The organism is Desmonostoc muscorum LEGE 12446, assembly GCF_015207005.2.
Classification (GTDB): domain Bacteria; phylum Cyanobacteriota; class Cyanobacteriia; order Cyanobacteriales; family Nostocaceae; genus Nostoc; species Nostoc muscorum.
This window is the reverse complement of record NZ_JADEXS020000001.1, coordinates 1418750-1435701: the sequence shown is the minus strand read 5'-3', so window position 1 is coordinate 1435701 and position 16952 is coordinate 1418750. Positions and strand designations below refer to the sequence as shown.

Below are 16952 nucleotides of genomic sequence, written 5' to 3'. Positions count from 1 at the left end.
TATCAATCATCAGAATCGTCCTTCTGATTTCCAAATCTGCACATGACTTTCTGATTCCATAGGTAACGTCTTTGCCCGTTTGCGAATACGAGTAAGCACTCGATCGCGTTGTCCATAGCGTTTTTGCAACAAATCGCGGACTTCTTGCTCCATTGAAATTCCCTTTTGTTTTGCCAAGCGTTTAATGCGATCGCGCTAGTGGCGGCTGAAGACATTCGCCTAGTATCTATTTGAGCATGAGATTATTACTAGATCGAGATGTGTATGCTGTCACAGCAAGATTTATAGTTGATACCGGAAATGATATTATAATCTGGATATGCTACTAACTCTTTTAAAGTAAGTACAATAGTATTATATTGAATTGTAATAACGCAATGAATCCAGTAGTAATTAAACCCTCATCTTGGCTAACGACTGGTATTCGAGTCGAGAAAGTCAACAATCTCAATCTTTTCAAATTTACTGAAGAACTAGGTTCGCGTTTGCAAGAACTTCTGGATAAGAAAAAAGCTGATTTACTGACATCAGAAGAAGCCATTGAGCTAGAGGCTATTGGAGAATTAGACACAATTTTTAGCTACATAAACGCTACTATTGCATCTGGGTCGTGACAATTCCTAACAGTATCCAAGAATTTGTACGAAACCGTGCTAATTTTAGGTGCGAATACTGCCATTATCCAGAATTTCTCAGCACGTCTCCCCTGACAATCGACCATATCAAGCCGCAATCCTTGGGGGGTTCGGATGATGTGGATAATTTGGCTTCAGCTTGTCGTCGGTGCAATGAACGTCACTATAATTTTACAGTAGGAATTGACCCAGAAACAGAACAAGAAGTCTCCTTATTTAATCCCCGTCACCAACAGTGGGCTGAACACTTTATCTGGTCGGCGGATGGTACAAAAATTATCGGCATCACACCTACCGATCGAGCTACTTGCAACCGAATTGATTTAAATGATGAACGCCGTCTTGATCGCTTTATACAAAAATCTCGGCAACTTTGGGTGCAAGGTGGCTTTCACCCTCCCCGTTCTGACCCGCGCCAAGAAAATTCTGATTCTTCAGGAGAAATTGTCTAACAATATTTAGGTTTCGAGCTGAGTAGCCTAAATTACAGAAAAATTCAGAATTGGCTACGCCCAGCTGCGCTAATAGAAGTCACAATTCAGAATAGGAACCAGAAAATATAAAATATTATCCCATGCTAACTATTATTGGTTGCGGAAATCTCAATCGCAATGACGACGCAGTAGGCGTAATCATCGCCCAACGCCTACAAAAATATCTAGCCCAAAACCCTCATCCTGATGTGCGAGTTTATGACTGTGGCACCGCAGGAATGGAAGTAATGTTTCAAGCTAGAGGTAGTAAAAAATTAGTAATTATTGATGCAAGTTCAACTAATTCTGAGCCTGGTGCCGTGTTTAAAGTTCCAGGAAAAGAACTAGAAGCTTTACCGGAACCTAGTTATAATTTGCATGATTTTCGTTGGGATAATGCTTTAGCCGCCGGACGGAAAATCTTTCAAAATGACTTTCCTGAAGATGTGACAGTTTATTTAATTGAAGCGGCAAACCTTGATTTGGGACTAGAGTTAAGTCCTGTCGTGAAACATTCTGCCGATTTGGTTTTTGAAGAGGTAGCTGCACTTATCAAAGATGTGGGCATAGGGCATAGGGCATAGGGCATAGGGCATAGGGCATTGGTTATTAATTCTTATCCCTCACTCCCTCATCTCCCTCATCTCCCTCATCTCCCCAGTCCCCAGCCCCTCATCCCGCCAAATCACGGTATACAGACAATTCATCTACCCTCATTTCAAAAGCTACGCCTTGCCCTTCTGGGGGACAGACGCGGATTTTTGCACTGCTGATAATTTGGTTAAGTAATGTCCCCATTGGCACTATTTGTTGTAGAATACGCCAGTTGGTAACTTGGTCGGGACATTCAATTACTAATGTCATAGCGCTGGCGTGGGTTGTGACATACCACCGACAATTAGATAAGAGATTTTGAATTGTGCGATCGCAAGCGTCATAAAAGTATTTACTAATAGAATACTCTAGTTGTTGCCGCAATATAATATCTGCCGATGTCGGTTGCACAGGATGTGAATCATCACCATTTAAGTAATACATATTTCTAGCCATCTCTCTTGAGTTTCCTGCTTATATTCCAATCACCATTGCGTAAAGTACATCTTTATTTGTTTCTAATAATTCTTGGGTTTCGTCATCATAGTAAGCACCGATTCCACTACACTCGATTCCCAAATAATTACTAGCTAAATAAAGTCTCTGTCCTAGAAAACCAGCTATTTGCATAGCGGTTTGGTAGTTTAAATAATCAGACACAAAAAATAAAGTTACAGCGCTATCTCTAGCAATAGCTTGATTAATACATAAGTAACCTGTCTTTTCACTGAAATTACCCTTCTTAATCAGATATGTACCTTTATATAACCCACATGACATTCCCTCTACTCGATGTACCACCGAATAAATATCTATTTCCTCATAATTTTCTGTCGGTATTGGCTGCTTAAGTTGCTGCATTATATATAAATAATCTTCTTGAGAAATAGACTTTTTCCGGAAACGTCTAATAGAACGTCTATTCAAAACAATTTGATGAAATTTATCCTTGTTCAAGCTAAACTTGGGCTGTTCTAGTTTCTGCTGGCGACTCTTTTCTACAGCCGTTGCTTGATAGGAATCTTCAATGAATTGATTAGCTTCAAAGTAATCAGTACCACAAACAAAAGGAACTTTCATCCTTAAGGGTCTGACTTTGTTTTCTTGTAATTCTCCTGACACCGCACAAGCTGTGATAAACTCTTTATTCTCAAATCCCAAAGCTAAATTGAGACCAAGTTTATCAAAATCAAAAATTAGTTGTATATCTTTTTCGTAGAGATAAGCTGAAGCCGCGATTGCACCTAAATGGTGTCCGCTATCCAAAAAGCAATATCTCGTGCTTCTATTTTGATATTTCCAGCTAGACCTATAATAAACACAGCTAATTAAAAAGATGAATCCGTTGATACTTTTGCCCGGTATAATATAACTCTCTAGCCCATCATCAATTAATTCATAGATGAGTGTTAGACAATTATTCTCAACTTCTAAGTGATAGATTCCATCTAGTATTCCCGGAATTTTGCGAAGCTGTACGTAAACTTCCGTAGGATACAGAGCGCCTGCTGACGGATTTACCCGCAGTTTATCGAGACTGTCTTTATACACTTTTTCCAGTGTTATCGCGCTGGTTAACGATATAAAAGAGTGAACAGGATTATTGACATTTAATTTCACTCTTCGATAAAATTTTGGATAGAATTTAAATGCAGATGGTTGGGTTGAAGCATCTACATAATTTGGATCTATCTGTACCGATAAGTAAGAATGCTTGGTAGCTTCATGATAGTCTTTGCCCGATATTTTGCTTTGTGGCATTTTTGAGTATCCTTAAAACTTCTACGTTGCTGGCGAAATCAAGAGCTTTATAGTCGTCTAAGTTTTGCAAATTTAAGTTAGGATGGTATTGTAAGAGCAACTTAACGACTTCTGTTTTTCCGGCTGATGCTGCATACATTAAAACAGTTGCACCGTTATCATTTTGGTTGTCAATGTTAATCTTGTGAGCCAGCAGCAAGTTAATTAAATCGTAGTGGTTTCCAAAACAAGCGAACCATAAAGCATTATTGCCATCGCTATTCCTAGCATTGATATCCGCACCTGCATCAATCAGTTCTTTAACAACTGCATAGACACCCTCTCTCGTAGCTTTCATCAAAGCCGTATCGCCATTTTCACCTGGCTGATTTAACCCCTCAGGATTATAGCCTTTTGCTATTAACCATTGGGTTGTTGCTTCATTCAAATTTTGACTCATACTTATTCTTTAAATCCCAATAATCTCACTATTTAACAAGCATAAATTTGCTTGCCAAACTTAATGGTGGGCAATGCCCACCATTATTTCATAATGCTTATAATTAGCTACAATTAAGCTTTTTGATTAGTAAATCAATGCTCTAATTTGCGCTAATTGCCTAATACAGCAGACTTCAAGTTGCTGAAGTACAGAAGTTAAGTCTGTTAGCCAAACATCAAGCTTTTTTTACACTTGAATTCTGAATATTGACTAACAACAATTTAGCTTAGTTATATATTATCACTCCGATAAGATTAAATTATGAATCATTTATAAAGATGCCCAGACATATTGAAGAAAAAAACTTAAAAAATTGTGAAACTACAGTGGTTGTGAGTATTTTTGACAGCTTTTTTTGAGAAATTAGACTAAGCAAATAGCATTCAATAATTAACTTACCTCGTGTCAATAAAAAGAATATAAAAGTCAACATGAACCAGGAATATAACAATAAACTTTGGTATTTTTCTTATTCTTATTAAGAAATCTCAAATAATTTGATTTTTCAAACCATCATTTGCTACCTTGTTTAAGTATTCATAACTAAAAAAAAGACGAAAAATGGAAATTAGCGCTCGTAATTCTCTCAAAGGTACTGTCAAAAAAGTTGTACCTGGTTCGGTTAATACTGAGGTAACTTTAGAACTAGCACCAGGAGTAGAGCTAGTGTCAATCATCACAAAATCATCAGCGGAAAAGCTGGGACTTGTTGAAGGTAAGCAGGCTTATGCAGTGATTAAATCATCAGATGTGATAGTTGCTGTTGATTAGACCTGCCTTGAAAATAGGTATTGGGGACTGGGGACTGGGAAAGAGATATTTTCATTCCTTCGTTGTGAATTGTGTTCATGGAGTCTCTTGCATAAATCAAAAATAAAGAACCCCACCCCGCATTTGCTGACGCAAAGGCTCCCCTCCCCGATGCCTTGGGGAGGGGTTGGGGGTGGGGTGTTAGAAACTTTTGCAAGAGGTCGACTGGCTCCCCTACCTAATATTTCAAAAATCAAATACTACTCCTATAAAATATGATTGTTAGAATTAATTCAATTTTTAATTATTCGGACATAAATAGCACGGGCAATTTCCATATCTATTGGTAAAGATGTGTTTCCTAATTTAATAATTAACGAGGGAAACCGTTGTTCGACAGTGATGTAATTTCCTGGTGCTATGGCCATTGATATCAGTTTGTTTAAAATTGCTTCATCCTGAATTTTGCAGAAAGTGATAAGTCCTTGTTCTCGCATTCTCAATAATTCTAATGAGCAACCAGTCACACTAAAAGGCATAAACATTTTAATTCATTTATTCCTTAAATTCAAATTAATTCTGACTGCTGAATTCTGAATTTATGAAAAATAAAGGATGAAATATATTTCATCCTTTATTTTTAGTTAATTGCTAAAAACAGCAATCAGAATAAAGATTTAGACCAAATAGGCTTCTTGATGTGTTTTAATTGTGCAATTAGAACGAGGATAGGTTACACAAAGTAAAGCGTATCCTTTAGAAACCTGATCGTCATCGAGGAAGTTTTGATCTTCTTGATTAATTTCACCTTCAACAACCTTGCCAACACAGCTAGAGCAAGAACCTGCATGACAAGAAGCTGGCAAATCAATATCGTTTTCGTGTGCTGCTTCTAAGATAGTACTCTCTTCATCAACTTCAATTGTGGTGTCGAGATCTTCTTTTTTGTTGATTAATCTAACTTGGTAGGTAGCCATTTTCAGATTCTCCTCAAACGTTATACAATTAGGTTTAATTCCCGAAAATTTTGAGTCAACCTATCGCTTTGCAATGCGATCGCCCAGCTAGGAATGGTGTTAGCTGCAAGGTACACCAGTCGGCGTACAGTCACCTGTTTTGAAAGACTTTCCACAACCGCAGTTCTCAGTTGCATTGGGGTTGATGAACTTAAAGCCGCTTTCCATCACACCCTCAACGAAGTCAACCACAACTCCTTCTAACAACGGCGCACTTTTGGCGTCCACGTAAACCAGCACTTTGCCTTGCTGGATTACCAAATCATCAGCTTGGGGCTTGCTAGTGATATCCATTGCATATTCGTAGCCACTGCAACCACCATCTTTGACAGAGAAACGGACACCTTTAGTTGCGCCATCAGCATCGGGTGCGGAACCTCGTAGAAATGCCCACAAATGAAATTCTGCTTTTTCGGATAAAGTTACAGTCATCAGATCTCCTGATTTGTTGTTTGTCCTCTGGCAATTTTGGATTTTAGATTTTAGATTTTAGATTTCTCCTTCAATCCAAAATTCAAAATCTAAAATATTAGCTATTTTGTGCAATACCGCTGGGTTCCATTGAATTGGGTTGAGCGTATCTCCAGGGCGCACTATTACCGCATACTGGACAAGAGCGATCGCGGTAAGAACGGCGCTTGGCAAATTCCAATCGGCTCAAATCGATAGTCAGCAATTGCGATAATAAAGGCTGACTAAACCCAGTAATCAACTTGATCGCCTCCAGCGCGGTTAAACAAGCCAGTGTCCCAGAAACAGCACCTAGAACCGAAAAGCCGCGCCGATCCCAATCAGGCTTTTCCGGAAACAGACAGGACAAACAAGGAGTCACACCAGGAATAATCGTTGTCAGGTAAGCTTCCATCCCGTCCATTGCAGCTTCCACCATTGGCTTACGCCAGCGCACGCAAGCTTCATTTAACAAATTGCGCTCCGTAAAATTATGGGCACAATCAAGAGCCATATCAGCCGATTGCACCAACGCATCTACATTTTCCGGGGTGATGTAATCATGAACTGCTTCCACCTGGACATCAGGATTGATTCCATCCAGAGTTTCCTTAGCTTTGAATACCCTTGGCTTACCTACCCAATCGTCCGTCATCAGAACCTGACGATTCATATCATCTAGCCGCAAGTCACCACCCCGGACTAGGATTAGCCGCCCAACGCCCGCTACTGCTAAGTAAAGCGCCGCCGTACCGCCCAATCCACCCACACCCGTAACCAGAACTGTCGCTGACTTCAGGCGCTTCTGTGCTGCTTCGCCAAAATTTGGTAGCATCATTTGGCGACGATAGCGTTCTAATTCGGTAGGCGTTAGGTTTACCAATTTATACCTCCTAATCAGAAGTGATTTCTGTCAGTGTGACTACATTTTTCGGCTTGTCGTTAAACACTTTGAACAACTTTTGTTCATAGGGTGTTGACTCCATAAATACCTGATAAGCCTGTTGCAAAGCCAAAGAATATTGATTTAGCCTTTCTTCTGCACTCAAATCAGGAGAATTATCATCAATTTCCTTGATGTATTGCGAAAACTTTTTCAAAATATGTAGACGATTGACATTGACAAACTGTTGGTCGTAAGGCAGATTAAAGAACTGTAAAAATTCTTCTGTATCTACGAGCAGCTTGAATTGTTCGAGAGTTCCAGTCATTTAGCATTCTCCAATTCTTTCAGCTGTTGCTTAAGTTCATCTAACTGATGAAATATTTCATAAGTTGCAGCTGCAACATCCATAAGTTGTTTGTAATCTGTCGGCAAACCTTCAGCTAAATCATGCAGATCCATCTTCATTTGACCTGCTTTGCTGTTGAGGCGTCTGATTTGTCCCTTGAGTTCCTCAATTCTTGTTTCTTCCGCTTGCACCATCAGCAACCCCACAATCAATTTTGGATTTTAGATTTTAGATTTTGGATTGGATGATATTCCTAAACATCAACCCTAAATGATTTGCGAACACTCAATATCTCTCAACTTCCTCTCTGCGCCTCTGCGCCTCTGCGTGAGATAAAACTACGTTCGCAACACATCCTTGGGTCAAGACGCGATGAATCGCGTCTCTACAAATCGTCAATTGGTATAATCCAAAATCTAAAATTGTTACAATTTCCCGACTTCCGGGAACCGCTTCGCCAAATCAATGCCTTTTTGGATGTAGCTTTCTCCCTCTTGGGCTAATTTCTCCAGGGAATCAAAGCCAAATCTTTGAGCATCGCGTAAGGTTTTGACAGCTAGCAAAAGACGACCAGAAAAAACCAGCGCCCAGCCAAATCCTTCATGACTCAAATCAATTACAACTTGAGAAATCAAACCTGTTTCTTGTTCAATTCCAGCAGCTACAGCTCGAAAAAATGCCATAATCCGAGCTTGAGTTACCGGATCAACTTCACCCTCAACGGAAATTTCCCGTTTCTTTTGTTTGGTAACAACAAAAGGTTTGAGAAGCAGTTCATCCGGCCAACTACGGTAAATTCCATAGCTATCTTGACCCCGAATCTGTTTGATTAATACCTTGAGAAAAGGCGAATTCAAGACTTCGGTGGAAGCGGTTCCGTTAACACTATTATTTATAGTCATACTGTTGCTTCGTCTCCAACTTCATCTGTAAAGTTTGATGGTTTTTGCTGTAAAGCTTTACGCAACCAAGGTGGAGGATTACCTTTCAAGGTTTGCACTAATTTATTTAGCACTTCACTAATTTCTTCTTCTTCCGATCGCGCCTTCACTGGGGTAACACCTTTTTTGATTAACCGAGCCGCAGCGCTGCCACCAATTGCCGTGACATAAACAATGGTACAATCAACTAACGCATCAAGTTTGGGTGTGATTTTATCTTCATTTCCATCTTCTTTGAGGTCACCTTCAAAGTTGAGGGTTTCTAAAAATTGATAGCCCTCATCGGAAATTTCATAAACATCAATTAATCTTGCCCATCCAAAATGAGCATTAATATGAACTCGGTCACTCGTAGTGAAGGCAATTTTCATCGTAATTCTCCTCTTTAATACCAATTCGTAATTCGTAATTCGTAATTCGTAATTAAGAAAGGTAGTGATGGTCTGGGTTTCTGAATTGAATTTGTTGGCTGATTTTAGAGAATTGGTATTGGAATTCAGAATTATTGTTCAAAAATCCGCACCCACAATTCCTAATTCTTGTAACTGCTTAACTCTGGCTTCTTCTGCCTCTAAAAAGAGGTTGCCCATGCCATATAAAAGTTCCATTGTGCCTCGGTAACCAACTTTGGTAAACTGACCATTACCTAAGCGGTCATAAATGGGCAGTCCGAGACGATAAAGAGGAACCGAAAGGCGTTTGGCGATCGCACCGACATTTGAGTTCCCAATCAGCAAATCTGAACCAGCTGCTAAACCCTCAAAGTCTTCCAAATCACCGATGGTAATGCTTTTAACTGGGAGTTTTTCGAGTAAAGGCGATCGCGTTGTTGTCACCACAGCATGAATCTGCGCTCCCATTGATTGCAGAAAATGTACTGTTGTCCACAACAAATCGGGTTCCAGCGCTAAAGAAACTCGTTTAGCACCAAAATAAAAGTGCGTGTCCAACATCGCATCTTGCAACTGACGACGTTGGCGGCGGTATTTTTCTGGTACGCTGTTACCACTCAAAATCGCCAATGCTTGCAGAAACTCATCTACTGGTTCTAATCCAGTCAGTTCGCCAAACACCTCGTAAGGAGTGCCAAATCTCTCTTCCAAAATCTTGGCTGCACCCCGCATACTCTCGCCCAAAGCCAAGGTGAAAGCAGAACAACCAACTTCTCGTAGCTGTTTTAAGGTTGTTCCACTGACTGTAACCGCACTATAGTTATCTTCCAAGTGTCCATCGAGAGAGGCGCCGATGTCAGGTACAAAGATGGGCACCAAGCCAAAAGCCGTCACCATCTCTTTGATTTCCTGTACATCCCCTGGCGTAAAAGCAGAACCCGCCAAAATCGTCACTTGTTCAGTTTTAATTCCACCCGCCCGCGGAATTTCCTTAACTATGCTTTCGACAGCAACCGCAAAACCATCTTGCAGCGCACCTTTAAAATCGGGAGTCGGAGCAAATACGATCGCCAAATCATTCAATTCTGGATGGCGTTGACGGATTTCCTTGAGAAAACCCTCGATGTCATCTCCTCTAGTTTCCGTCAACCCAGTGGTACATAAACCAATAATTTCTGGTTTCGCCTTTTCTACCAAAGTCAGAATTGCCTGTTCCACATTTTCTTCGCCACCCAAAATTGTAGTGACTTCCGTCATCGCAGTGGTAGCCAGGGGAATCGCTTCCCGAAAATGCCGCACCAGCACAACTTTAGCGAAAGCAGTACAACCTTGAGAACCGTGGAATAAAGGCATCGTCCCCTTCAATCCCAAAAAAGCTAAGGATGCGCCCAAAGCTTGGCTTTGCTTAAGAGGATTAACCGTCAGTGATTTGTTAGAAAGAGTAACGATCGCCATTTAGATTACCTCCTCCATTGACGCACTGAAAGAACTCCCCCCGTTCTCATCCCACGGAGCAGGCTTGCGTACTTGCTCCCAAATCGGGCTATAAAGAGCTTCGTACAATTCCCGCGCCATCTCAATCATCCCCACATAACCTGCATAAGGATGGTGGCGTTCTTGGTTAATATCCAAGAAAGGAATCCGGGCTTTCAAGGCGGTGTATTGATTACGGCCTCCAGCAATCAACATATCTGCTTGAGAATCTCTAACCAGCTGTAACAATTCCTGGGCGTTACCTTTCTCTAGCATGATGCCATCGTTACCCAGCAACTTCTTGATTTTGGCTTTATCTTCCTCAGTACTTTTTCGAGTACTGGTAGCAACCACCTCAATACCCAAGTCTTTTGCAGCCGAGATAATCGACCAACTCTTAACACCGCCAGTATACAATACAACACGCTTGCCTTTGAGTCGAGCGCGATAAGGAGCCAGTGCTAAATCTAAAGCAGCAGTTTCTTCGGCAATCAGCTTTTCTGTGCGTTCTTGTAAATCGGCGTCGCCTAATTTAGCAGCAATATTTCGCAGACAACGATTCATATCATCGATGCCGTAGAAAGACTCTTCAATATAAGGGATGTTGTAACGCTCCTCCATCTTTCTCGCCATATTGAGCAGCGCTCGTGAACAGATCATCACATTGAGCTTGGCACGGTGGGCGTAGCGAATTTCATCGTAGCGAGCATCGCCCGTAATTTTGGACAAAATACGGATGCCTAGTTTTTCTAACAGCGGCGTTACTCCCCACATTTCCCCGGCGATATTGTACTCGCCTATTAAGTTAATATCATAGGGCGTAGTGTATTCCGGTTCTGCTGTCCCGACAACATATTCCAATAAAGCTTCACCGCCAAAACGGTTGCCGAGATTTTTACTGCCAATGAATCCGGGAGCAATTACCGGGATTACAGGAGTACCAATTTTCTCAGCCGCAGCTTTGCAAACTGCATCAATATCATCGCCAATCAGAGCAGTTACGCAAGTAGCGTAGACAAACACCGCCGCTGGTTGGTAGCGTTCATGAAGTTCTAGAATCGCTTTGTAAAGCTTTTTTTCGCCACCGAAAATGACATCATTTTCACCCAAGTCAGTCGTAAAGCCCATCTTGTAGAGTTGAGGCCCAGAAGAGAGACTACCACGACTGCCCCAGGAATTACCAGCACAGGCGATCGGTCCGTGGACTAAATGAGCTGCATCGGCGATCGGTACCAAGGCAATCATCGCCCCATCAAAAGCACAGCCCCCTTGAGCAGCGCCTGGTTGTGCCTGTTGGGTGCAAGACTTGTTTTTCTTTTCTGATTGTTTCTGCTGATTATGTTCGCATCCTGACTCACTGAGCAGCTCGTTAATTTTGCCTTGGGTGCTTTTCATCTCTCTTCTCTTAGTGGATGGCAATTTTCGACAATTTGGGATTTTGGATTTTAGATTTTGGATTTTAGATTTTTAATAAGCATTCAGTAACCGGGAATCACAAATGATAATTTGTAAGGAGTCTAGTATGATTAATATCTTCATTCATCAAATGTTCTCCTGACTCCTGAATTCTGAATTCTGGCAACTTTTCTTTCAATCCAAAATCCAAAATCTAAAATCCAAAATGGATTGACTCCTGAATTCTGGCAATTTTTCTTTCAATCCAAAATCCAAAATCTAAAATCCAAAATGGATTGGCTAACAAATATATTTCGTGACATCCTCTCCACATACATCGGCGAGGTAAGACAAAGCACGAAAACGCAATCCGACAAACTCATCATATAAAGGATTGAGTTTACACAATGGTGGGATATCAAAAGACCGGCCAAATAATTTTATTTGGCGTTCAAAAGGACAACAGCAAGGAATTATTTGGCAAATTAAATGAGCGAGACGATTATTTTTAACCTGAATCCCATCCACCACATTACGTAAAGGATTGAGGATATTATTAAATATCCCGCGTTTTTGATAGTTAGGTGGATGGTAATTAGGATGAGGATGAGTATGAGTGTGGTTGTGAGTTTGATTGATAGTTTCCATTGATTACATGCCTCAGGTAAATGCTAAATTTGGGAGTGGGTATTGGGTACTGGGGAGAGGGTATTGGGTATTGGGAAGATTAAATCCCCAGTCCCCAATCCCTAGTCCCCAGTCCCTAGCCGCTAGTTCCTAATAACTTGCGTTGTTTCGCAATTCCTAACGAATCAAGTCGTAGGAAATATCGGTCTTAGAAGGAATATTGGTGTTGCGATCGATTTCTTCAAACAAGGTATTTACAACCCAGTTGAGTAAGTTGATTACACCTTGGTAACCGATGGTGCTGTAGCGGTGCAAGTGGTGACGATCCATAATGGGATAACCAATTCTCACGAGGGGAATCTTGGTATCGCGCCACAGGTACTTACCGTAGGTGTTACCGATTAGTAAGTCTACGGGTTCAGTGAACAACAAGGAACGCATGTGCCACAGGTCTTTACCAGGCCAGATGGTTGCATTTTGACCGAAGGGGCTAGAAGCAAGCAGTTCTCTCATTTCTGCTTCAAATACTTCGTTGCTGTTGTGAACCAAAATATGCACTGGTTCAGCACCCATTTCCAGCATGAAGCCCACAACGCTGTAAACTAAATCAGGTTCACCGTAGATAGCGAAGCGCTTGCCGTGAATCCATGAGTGAGAGTCAGTCATTGCGTCAACTGCACGACCGCGTTCGATTTCCAATTCTTCAGGAATGGGCTTACCAGATAGTTCGCTGAGTTTCATCAGGAACTCATCAGTAGCTTTAATACCCCAAGGACGGGAAACTACGGTTGGTTGCTTCCACTCTTTTTCAATGTACTCACGAGTCTTGACTGTAGAGTGTGATTGCAAGAAAACTGTAGCTTTACCATTAATTGAATCTGCTGCATCTTCCAGCTTTGTACCACCTGGATACATATCGAACTCACCTGTGTTGGGTGAATCCAAGTAGTCGCTGTTGTCAGCTAGAATCGTGTAGTCAAAGCCAAACAGAGAAGCAATCCGCTTGATTTCGCGGTTGTTGCCAACGTAGGTGTCAAAACCTGGGACGAAGTTGATCTTACCATTGCTGGTTTCTTTCTTCTGACCTGCGGTCAGGTTAGAAAGAATTCCCTTCATCATGTTGTCGTAACCAGTGATGTGGGAACCAACAAAGCTGGGGGTGTGAGCGTAAGGAACTGGGAAATCTTGAGGAACTGAACCAGCTTTCTTAGCGTTGTTGATGAAAGCTTGTAAGTCATCACCAATTACTTCTGCCATACAGGTGGTGCAGACAGCAATCATCTTGGGCTTGTAGAGTTGGTAAGAGTTCGCCAAGCCGTCAATCATGTTTTGCAGTCCACCAAACACCGCTGCATCTTCAGTCATCGAAGAAGATACACCAGAAAATGGTTCTTTGTAGTGACGGGTTAAGTGGGTGCGGAAGTATGCAACGCAACCTTGGGAACCTTGAACAAAGGGCAGAGTGCCTTCAAAACCCACAGCAGCGAAGATTGCTCCTAAAGGTTGGCAACCTTTAGCAGGGTTCACGGTTAGAGCTTCACGAGCGAAGTTCTTTTCGCGGTAATCCCAACCCTTAGTCCATTCTGAAACCCGCTTTACTTCTTCGGGGTCGTGACCGTTTTCAAATTGCTTCTTATTTTGGAATAATTCTTGGTATTCCGGCTGGTGAAATAGCTCTACGTGGTCTTGAATTTTTTCGGGATTCTGAGGCATTTCTGATCTCCAAGCTTGCTGAATTTATTACTATTCAAGGAATCGGCAGTGAGGAGAGAGGGAGTGGAAATATGACTCAAAACTCAAAATGCAAAATGCAAAACACATCATTTTGAATTTTTAATTTTGAATTTTGAATTCCCAACTCCCTCCTGGGGTTTTAGCCCCAGGTACTTATGTCTCTCCCATTTTTTTTAGGCGGTTGCTTTAGCTGTGGCTTTAGCTTCAGCTTTTTTGCTCCAGGGAGCGCCAATTAATCCCCAGGTTGGGCTGTTGAGTGCCAAATCCATATCACGAGCGAAGATAGCAAAGCCATCATAACCGTGATAAGGACCGGAGTAATCCTTTTTGTGGTTTAATTTTTTTCAACAGCCTAATGTTTGCAATGAGCAATGTCAGAATTAAACATTGTTTGTTGAGAACACATTTATTTTTAGACTAAATATAGGCTAAAGGAGAATTCGTAATTCGTAATTCGTAGTTCGTAATTAGGTGTTGCGGATTGAAAATATGAGTTTACTCACGCAGAGACGCAGAGTCGCAGAGAGTAAGAGTCGATTTTTAAATCTCATATTCAAATTCAGAAATACCTGCAATCAAGAGTCCTAAATTACGAATTACGAATTACGAATTACGAATTATTTTGGTTTAAGTCTGCAAACATAGCAGCAAAGAGAACACATGAAATCAAAAGTACTATTGGAATTAGAGACAGTAAATCTGCGTTTGAAGTCTGCAAAAACAAAAGTGACAATTAGAGAATCGAATGGAAGTCTGCAATTACGTGCTACGTTACCAATTAAACCGGGAGATAAGGACAAAAACGGCACTGGGAGAAAGCAGTACAATCTGAGTTTGAATATTCCCGCCAACTTAGATGGATTAAAAACCGCTGAGGAAGAAGCTTATGAATTAGGAAAGTTAATTGCACGGCATACCTTTGAATGGAATGATAAATATTTAGGCAATGAGGCAATTAGAAAAGATTTTCAAACAATCGGGGAATTACTCGAAAAATTTGAAGATGAATATTTTAAAACTCACAAACGCACGACAAAAAGCGAACATACTTTTTTTTATTATTTTTCCCGAACCAAGCGATTCACTAATCCCACAGATTTAGCGACTTCTGAGAATTTGATAAATTCAATTGAAAAAATCGATAAAGAATGGGCTAAATATAATGCAACTAGAGCGATCGCTGCATTTTGTCAAGCATTCAAAATCGAAATTGATTTATCTAAATATTCCAAGATGCCTGACAATAATTCCCGGAATATACCCACCGATGCAGAAATAGCTGAGGGAATTAGCAAATTTGAAGATTATTTAAATAACAGAGGCAATCAAGTTAATCAAAATGTTCAAGATAGCTGGCAGCTTTGGCGCTGGGCTTATGGAATGTTAGCAGTTTTTGGTTTACGACCACGGGAGCTTTTTATTAATCCTGATATTGATTGGTGGTTAAGTCCAGAAAATTTAGATTTAACATGGAAAGTTCATAAAGATTCTAAGACTGGGGAGAGGGAAGCACTACCGTTACATAAGCAATGGATTGAGGAATTTGATTTGAGAAATCCGAAATATTTAGAGATGTTGGCAGTGGAAATTAGTAAAAAAGATAATACTAATCATGCAGAAATAACGGCATTAACACAGCGAATTAGTTGGTGGTTTCGTAAAATTGGATTTGATTTTAAACCCTATGATTTACGTCACGCTTGGGCAATTCGAGCGCATATTTTGGGAATCCCAATTAAAGCAGCGGCGGATAATTTGGGTCATAGCGTGCAAGTTCACACGCAAACTTATCAGCGTTGGTTCTCGCTCGATATGCGAAAATTGGCAATGAATCAGGCGTTGAGTAAGAGGAATGAAGTTGAGTTGATTAGGGAGGAGAATGCTAAACTGAGAATAGAGAATGAGAAGTTGAAGTTGGAGATTGATAAGTTGAACATGGAGTTAGTTTATAAACGGAGTTAAATTTTTAAGAAATGGAAAGTATTAAAAGTAGCCTTGATAAACCAACTTGACTGCCAACGCTTTCCTAACTTCACGTGCATCTGGACGCATATCTATAAAATCTTGTAGTTTAGCGAGCGCATCAAGTGCATTTTTCTCTGTTGACTGTTGCCGCGATGCTCGCAGTGCGAGTCTCGCAGTTTCTAAATGCTGACTAAGCATTGTTCCCTGTTAGACTTTTACTTTCCTGCGTATTTTCTCCTAGTTTTGTTCAAAAATCAAATAGGAGTCCTATATAAGTTGGTTTAAAGAGGAGCCAGAGGCGATCGCAACTAAAAAATTGCCGCATTCTCACGGTGTACGATCGCCATCAATCACTAAATCATTGCCCATTGATCCGAATCATGTCTGTCAAAATATTATCCAAACTACCGTTAACTTGAATGCGATCGATCTTCTCTGCAATGCGTTCTAATACTTCGAGTTCCTTCAGACGCAATGCCACGGGGTTATCCTCCATCACTTTGGCAGTGTTTAACATACTGCGAGTAGCAGCGGTTTCTTCTCTGCGTCTGACTACGTTTGCTTGAGCGGCTTTTTCTGCTTCGACTACTTTGCTCAAGATCGTCTTAATCTCGCCAGGTAAAATAATGTCTTTGACGCCTACAGAATCTACTTCGATTCCATAGTCTGCGGTTTTCTGGCGAATGTATTCAGATATACTTCTGTCAATTGCACCTTTATCTTCTAATAAGGTGTCTAAATTGCGTTCGCCGATCGCACCACGCAAAGCAAATTGCAATTCTTTGTATAAGAAGCCGGAAATATCTGATAAGCCGCTTTTTGCTCTCAATGGATCTTGGATACGGAAGCCAGCTGTCAAATTTAACCGCAGAGGTACTTTATCCTTAGAAAGGATATCTTGACCTGATACTTCCATATTTTGTAGTCTCAAGTCGATGGTTTCGGTTTGAAAAGAGCGTCCAAATAACCACCAAGCGTGTACCCCTGGCGATCGCTGTCCTTGAAACTCTTGATTAATGTATAGAACCCATTT

General features: G+C 40.9%; 20 protein-coding genes and 4 pseudogenes. 5 read left to right on the top strand and 19 right to left on the bottom strand.

The features are described 5' to 3' along the window. Positions 1–9 precede the first annotated feature (9 nt). Positions 10–186, bottom strand: a complete 177-nt coding sequence (locus IQ276_RS06310; protein ID WP_373690619.1) for a hypothetical protein — start codon at positions 184–186, stop codon at positions 10–12. Between the two features lie 191 nt (positions 187–377). Here IQ276_RS06310 and IQ276_RS06305 point away from each other — a divergent pair, with 191 nt between their 5' ends. The 3 genes from IQ276_RS06305 to IQ276_RS06295 all read left to right on the top strand — a co-directional run bounded on the left by IQ276_RS06305 (position 378) and on the right by IQ276_RS06295 (position 1692). After that, a complete protein-coding gene (locus IQ276_RS06305) occupies positions 378–614 on the top strand; it encodes a hypothetical protein (protein WP_193921282.1) in 237 nt (78 codons plus the stop codon). Beyond that, on the top strand, positions 611–1087 hold the full coding sequence (locus tag IQ276_RS06300; protein ID WP_193921284.1) for an HNH endonuclease: 477 nt from the start codon (positions 611–613) through the stop codon (positions 1085–1087). Before IQ276_RS06305 ends, IQ276_RS06300 begins: the two co-directional genes overlap by 4 nt. Positions 1088–1209: 122 nt before the next feature. Next, positions 1210–1692, top strand: coding sequence for a hydrogenase maturation protease (locus IQ276_RS06295; RefSeq protein WP_193921286.1), 483 nt, complete (start codon positions 1210–1212; stop codon positions 1690–1692). A gap of 88 nt (positions 1693–1780) precedes the next feature. Here IQ276_RS06295 and IQ276_RS06290 read toward each other — a convergent pair whose 3' ends face one another. From IQ276_RS06290 to IQ276_RS06280, 3 genes are read right to left on the bottom strand one after another with little or no spacing between them, the layout of a single operon-like run. Next, positions 1781–2158 carry a hypothetical protein gene (locus IQ276_RS06290; RefSeq protein WP_193924595.1) on the bottom strand — a complete coding sequence of 126 codons (378 nt, stop codon included), beginning with the start codon at positions 2156–2158 and terminating at the stop codon, positions 1781–1783. An 18-nt stretch (positions 2159–2176) separates the two neighbouring features. Then, entirely contained in the window at positions 2177–3463 is a 1287-nt protein-coding gene (locus IQ276_RS06285) for a nitroreductase family protein (protein WP_193924597.1), read from the bottom strand. Next, a complete protein-coding gene (locus IQ276_RS06280) occupies positions 3426–3902 on the bottom strand; it encodes an ankyrin repeat domain-containing protein (protein WP_193924601.1) in 477 nt (158 codons plus the stop codon). Before IQ276_RS06280 ends, IQ276_RS06285 begins: the two co-directional genes overlap by 38 nt. Before the next feature lie 603 nt (positions 3903–4505). On the opposite strand from IQ276_RS06280, the gene IQ276_RS06275 reads away from it, so the two are divergent. Further along, entirely contained in the window at positions 4506–4715 is a 210-nt protein-coding gene (locus tag IQ276_RS06275) for a TOBE domain-containing protein (RefSeq protein ID WP_190883169.1), read from the top strand. A gap of 272 nt (positions 4716–4987) precedes the next feature. Here the strand turns inward: IQ276_RS06275 and IQ276_RS06270 are convergent, their stop codons facing one another. From IQ276_RS06270 to IQ276_RS40890, 13 genes and pseudogenes are all read right to left on the bottom strand, one after another. After that, complete coding sequence (locus tag IQ276_RS06270; protein WP_309245583.1) at positions 4988–5233, bottom strand: FeoA family protein; 246 nt, start codon at positions 5231–5233, stop codon at positions 4988–4990. Between the two features lie 138 nt (positions 5234–5371). After that, on the bottom strand, positions 5372–5671 hold the full coding sequence (locus IQ276_RS06265; RefSeq protein WP_193925159.1) for a 2Fe-2S iron-sulfur cluster-binding protein: 300 nt from the start codon (positions 5669–5671) through the stop codon (positions 5372–5374). 99 nt (positions 5672–5770) lie between these two features. Further along, complete coding sequence (locus IQ276_RS06260) at positions 5771–6142, bottom strand: HesB/IscA family protein (RefSeq protein ID WP_190883177.1); 372 nt, start codon at positions 6140–6142, stop codon at positions 5771–5773. 97 nt (positions 6143–6239) lie between these two features. Next, a complete protein-coding gene (locus IQ276_RS06255; RefSeq protein ID WP_190883179.1) occupies positions 6240–7043 on the bottom strand; it encodes a HesA/MoeB/ThiF family protein in 804 nt (267 codons plus the stop codon). A gap of 10 nt (positions 7044–7053) precedes the next feature. Then, positions 7054–7371, bottom strand: a complete 318-nt coding sequence (gene nifW / locus IQ276_RS06250; RefSeq protein WP_193925160.1) for a nitrogenase-stabilizing/protective protein NifW — start codon at positions 7369–7371, stop codon at positions 7054–7056. Next, complete coding sequence (locus IQ276_RS06245; RefSeq protein ID WP_190883183.1) at positions 7368–7586, bottom strand: CCE_0567 family metalloprotein; 219 nt, start codon at positions 7584–7586, stop codon at positions 7368–7370. The genes nifW and IQ276_RS06245 overlap by 4 nt, the downstream gene beginning before the upstream one ends. A 231-nt stretch (positions 7587–7817) precedes the next feature. Continuing rightward, on the bottom strand, positions 7818–8294 hold the full coding sequence (locus IQ276_RS06240) for a NifX-associated nitrogen fixation protein (protein ID WP_193919253.1): 477 nt from the start codon (positions 8292–8294) through the stop codon (positions 7818–7820). Then, the gene (nifX, locus tag IQ276_RS06235) at positions 8291–8704 is read right to left on the bottom strand and encodes a nitrogen fixation protein NifX (RefSeq protein ID WP_190883189.1); all 414 of its coding nucleotides are present in this window, start codon (positions 8702–8704) and stop codon (positions 8291–8293) included. The genes IQ276_RS06240 and nifX overlap by 4 nt, the downstream gene beginning before the upstream one ends. A 138-nt stretch (positions 8705–8842) precedes the next feature. Further along, positions 8843–10180 (bottom strand): nitrogenase iron-molybdenum cofactor biosynthesis protein NifN, encoded by a 1338-nt coding sequence (gene nifN / locus IQ276_RS06230; protein WP_073640072.1) that lies wholly within the window; start codon positions 10178–10180, stop codon positions 8843–8845. Then, positions 10181–11593, bottom strand: coding sequence for a nitrogenase iron-molybdenum cofactor biosynthesis protein NifE (gene nifE / locus IQ276_RS06225; RefSeq protein WP_193919251.1), 1413 nt, complete (start codon positions 11591–11593; stop codon positions 10181–10183). It lies immediately after the preceding gene. 300 nt (positions 11594–11893) lie between these two features. Continuing rightward, the gene (locus tag IQ276_RS06220; protein ID WP_190883193.1) at positions 11894–12241 is read right to left on the bottom strand and encodes a Mo-dependent nitrogenase C-terminal domain-containing protein; all 348 of its coding nucleotides are present in this window, start codon (positions 12239–12241) and stop codon (positions 11894–11896) included. Positions 12242–12397: 156 nt separating this feature from the next. Further along, the gene (gene nifK, locus IQ276_RS06215; protein ID WP_193919250.1) at positions 12398–13933 is read right to left on the bottom strand and encodes a nitrogenase molybdenum-iron protein subunit beta; all 1536 of its coding nucleotides are present in this window, start codon (positions 13931–13933) and stop codon (positions 12398–12400) included. 194 nt (positions 13934–14127) lie between these two features. Further along, positions 14128–14286, bottom strand: a pseudogene (locus IQ276_RS40890) (nitrogenase molybdenum-iron protein alpha chain); the annotation flags it as partial. A 313-nt stretch (positions 14287–14599) separates the two neighbouring features. Here IQ276_RS40890 and IQ276_RS06205 point away from each other — a divergent pair. Next, a pseudogene (locus IQ276_RS06205) lies at positions 14600–15916 on the top strand (site-specific integrase); the annotation flags it as partial. Between the two features lie 27 nt (positions 15917–15943). Here the strand turns inward: IQ276_RS06205 and IQ276_RS06200 are convergent. Continuing rightward, positions 15944–16117, bottom strand: a pseudogene (locus IQ276_RS06200) (IS630 family transposase); the annotation flags it as partial. A 160-nt stretch (positions 16118–16277) separates the two neighbouring features. After that, positions 16278–16946 (bottom strand): annotated as a pseudogene (locus IQ276_RS06195) (slipin family protein); the annotation flags it as partial. Positions 16947–16952 lie beyond the last annotated feature (6 nt).

Coding starts and splice junctions, on each gene's coding strand:
- IQ276_RS06305 (WP_193921282.1), top strand. CDS start 378: ATGAATCCAGTAGTAATTAAACCCTCATCTTGGCTAACGACTGGTATT.
- IQ276_RS06295 (WP_193921286.1), top strand. CDS start 1,210: ATGCTAACTATTATTGGTTGCGGAAATCTCAATCGCAATGACGACGCA.
- IQ276_RS06290 (WP_193924595.1), bottom strand. CDS start 2,158: ATGGCTAGAAATATGTATTACTTAAATGGTGATGATTCACATCCTGTG.
- IQ276_RS06285 (WP_193924597.1), bottom strand. CDS start 3,463: ATGCCACAAAGCAAAATATCGGGCAAAGACTATCATGAAGCTACCAAG.
- IQ276_RS06280 (WP_193924601.1), bottom strand. CDS start 3,902: ATGAGTCAAAATTTGAATGAAGCAACAACCCAATGGTTAATAGCAAAA.
- IQ276_RS06275 (WP_190883169.1), top strand. CDS start 4,506: ATGGAAATTAGCGCTCGTAATTCTCTCAAAGGTACTGTCAAAAAAGTT.
- IQ276_RS06270 (WP_309245583.1), bottom strand. CDS start 5,233: ATGCCTTTTAGTGTGACTGGTTGCTCATTAGAATTATTGAGAATGCGA.
- IQ276_RS06265 (WP_193925159.1), bottom strand. CDS start 5,671: ATGGCTACCTACCAAGTTAGATTAATCAACAAAAAAGAAGATCTCGAC.
- IQ276_RS06260 (WP_190883177.1), bottom strand. CDS start 6,142: ATGACTGTAACTTTATCCGAAAAAGCAGAATTTCATTTGTGGGCATTT.
- nifW (WP_193925160.1), bottom strand. CDS start 7,371: ATGACTGGAACTCTCGAACAATTCAAGCTGCTCGTAGATACAGAAGAA.
- IQ276_RS06245 (WP_190883183.1), bottom strand. CDS start 7,586: ATGGTGCAAGCGGAAGAAACAAGAATTGAGGAACTCAAGGGACAAATC.
- IQ276_RS06240 (WP_193919253.1), bottom strand. CDS start 8,294: ATGACTATAAATAATAGTGTTAACGGAACCGCTTCCACCGAAGTCTTG.
- nifX (WP_190883189.1), bottom strand. CDS start 8,704: ATGAAAATTGCCTTCACTACGAGTGACCGAGTTCATATTAATGCTCAT.
- nifN (WP_073640072.1), bottom strand. CDS start 10,180: ATGGCGATCGTTACTCTTTCTAACAAATCACTGACGGTTAATCCTCTT.
- nifE (WP_193919251.1), bottom strand. CDS start 11,593: ATGAAAAGCACCCAAGGCAAAATTAACGAGCTGCTCAGTGAGTCAGGA.
- IQ276_RS06220 (WP_190883193.1), bottom strand. CDS start 12,241: ATGGAAACTATCAATCAAACTCACAACCACACTCATACTCATCCTCAT.
- nifK (WP_193919250.1), bottom strand. CDS start 13,933: ATGCCTCAGAATCCCGAAAAAATTCAAGACCACGTAGAGCTATTTCAC.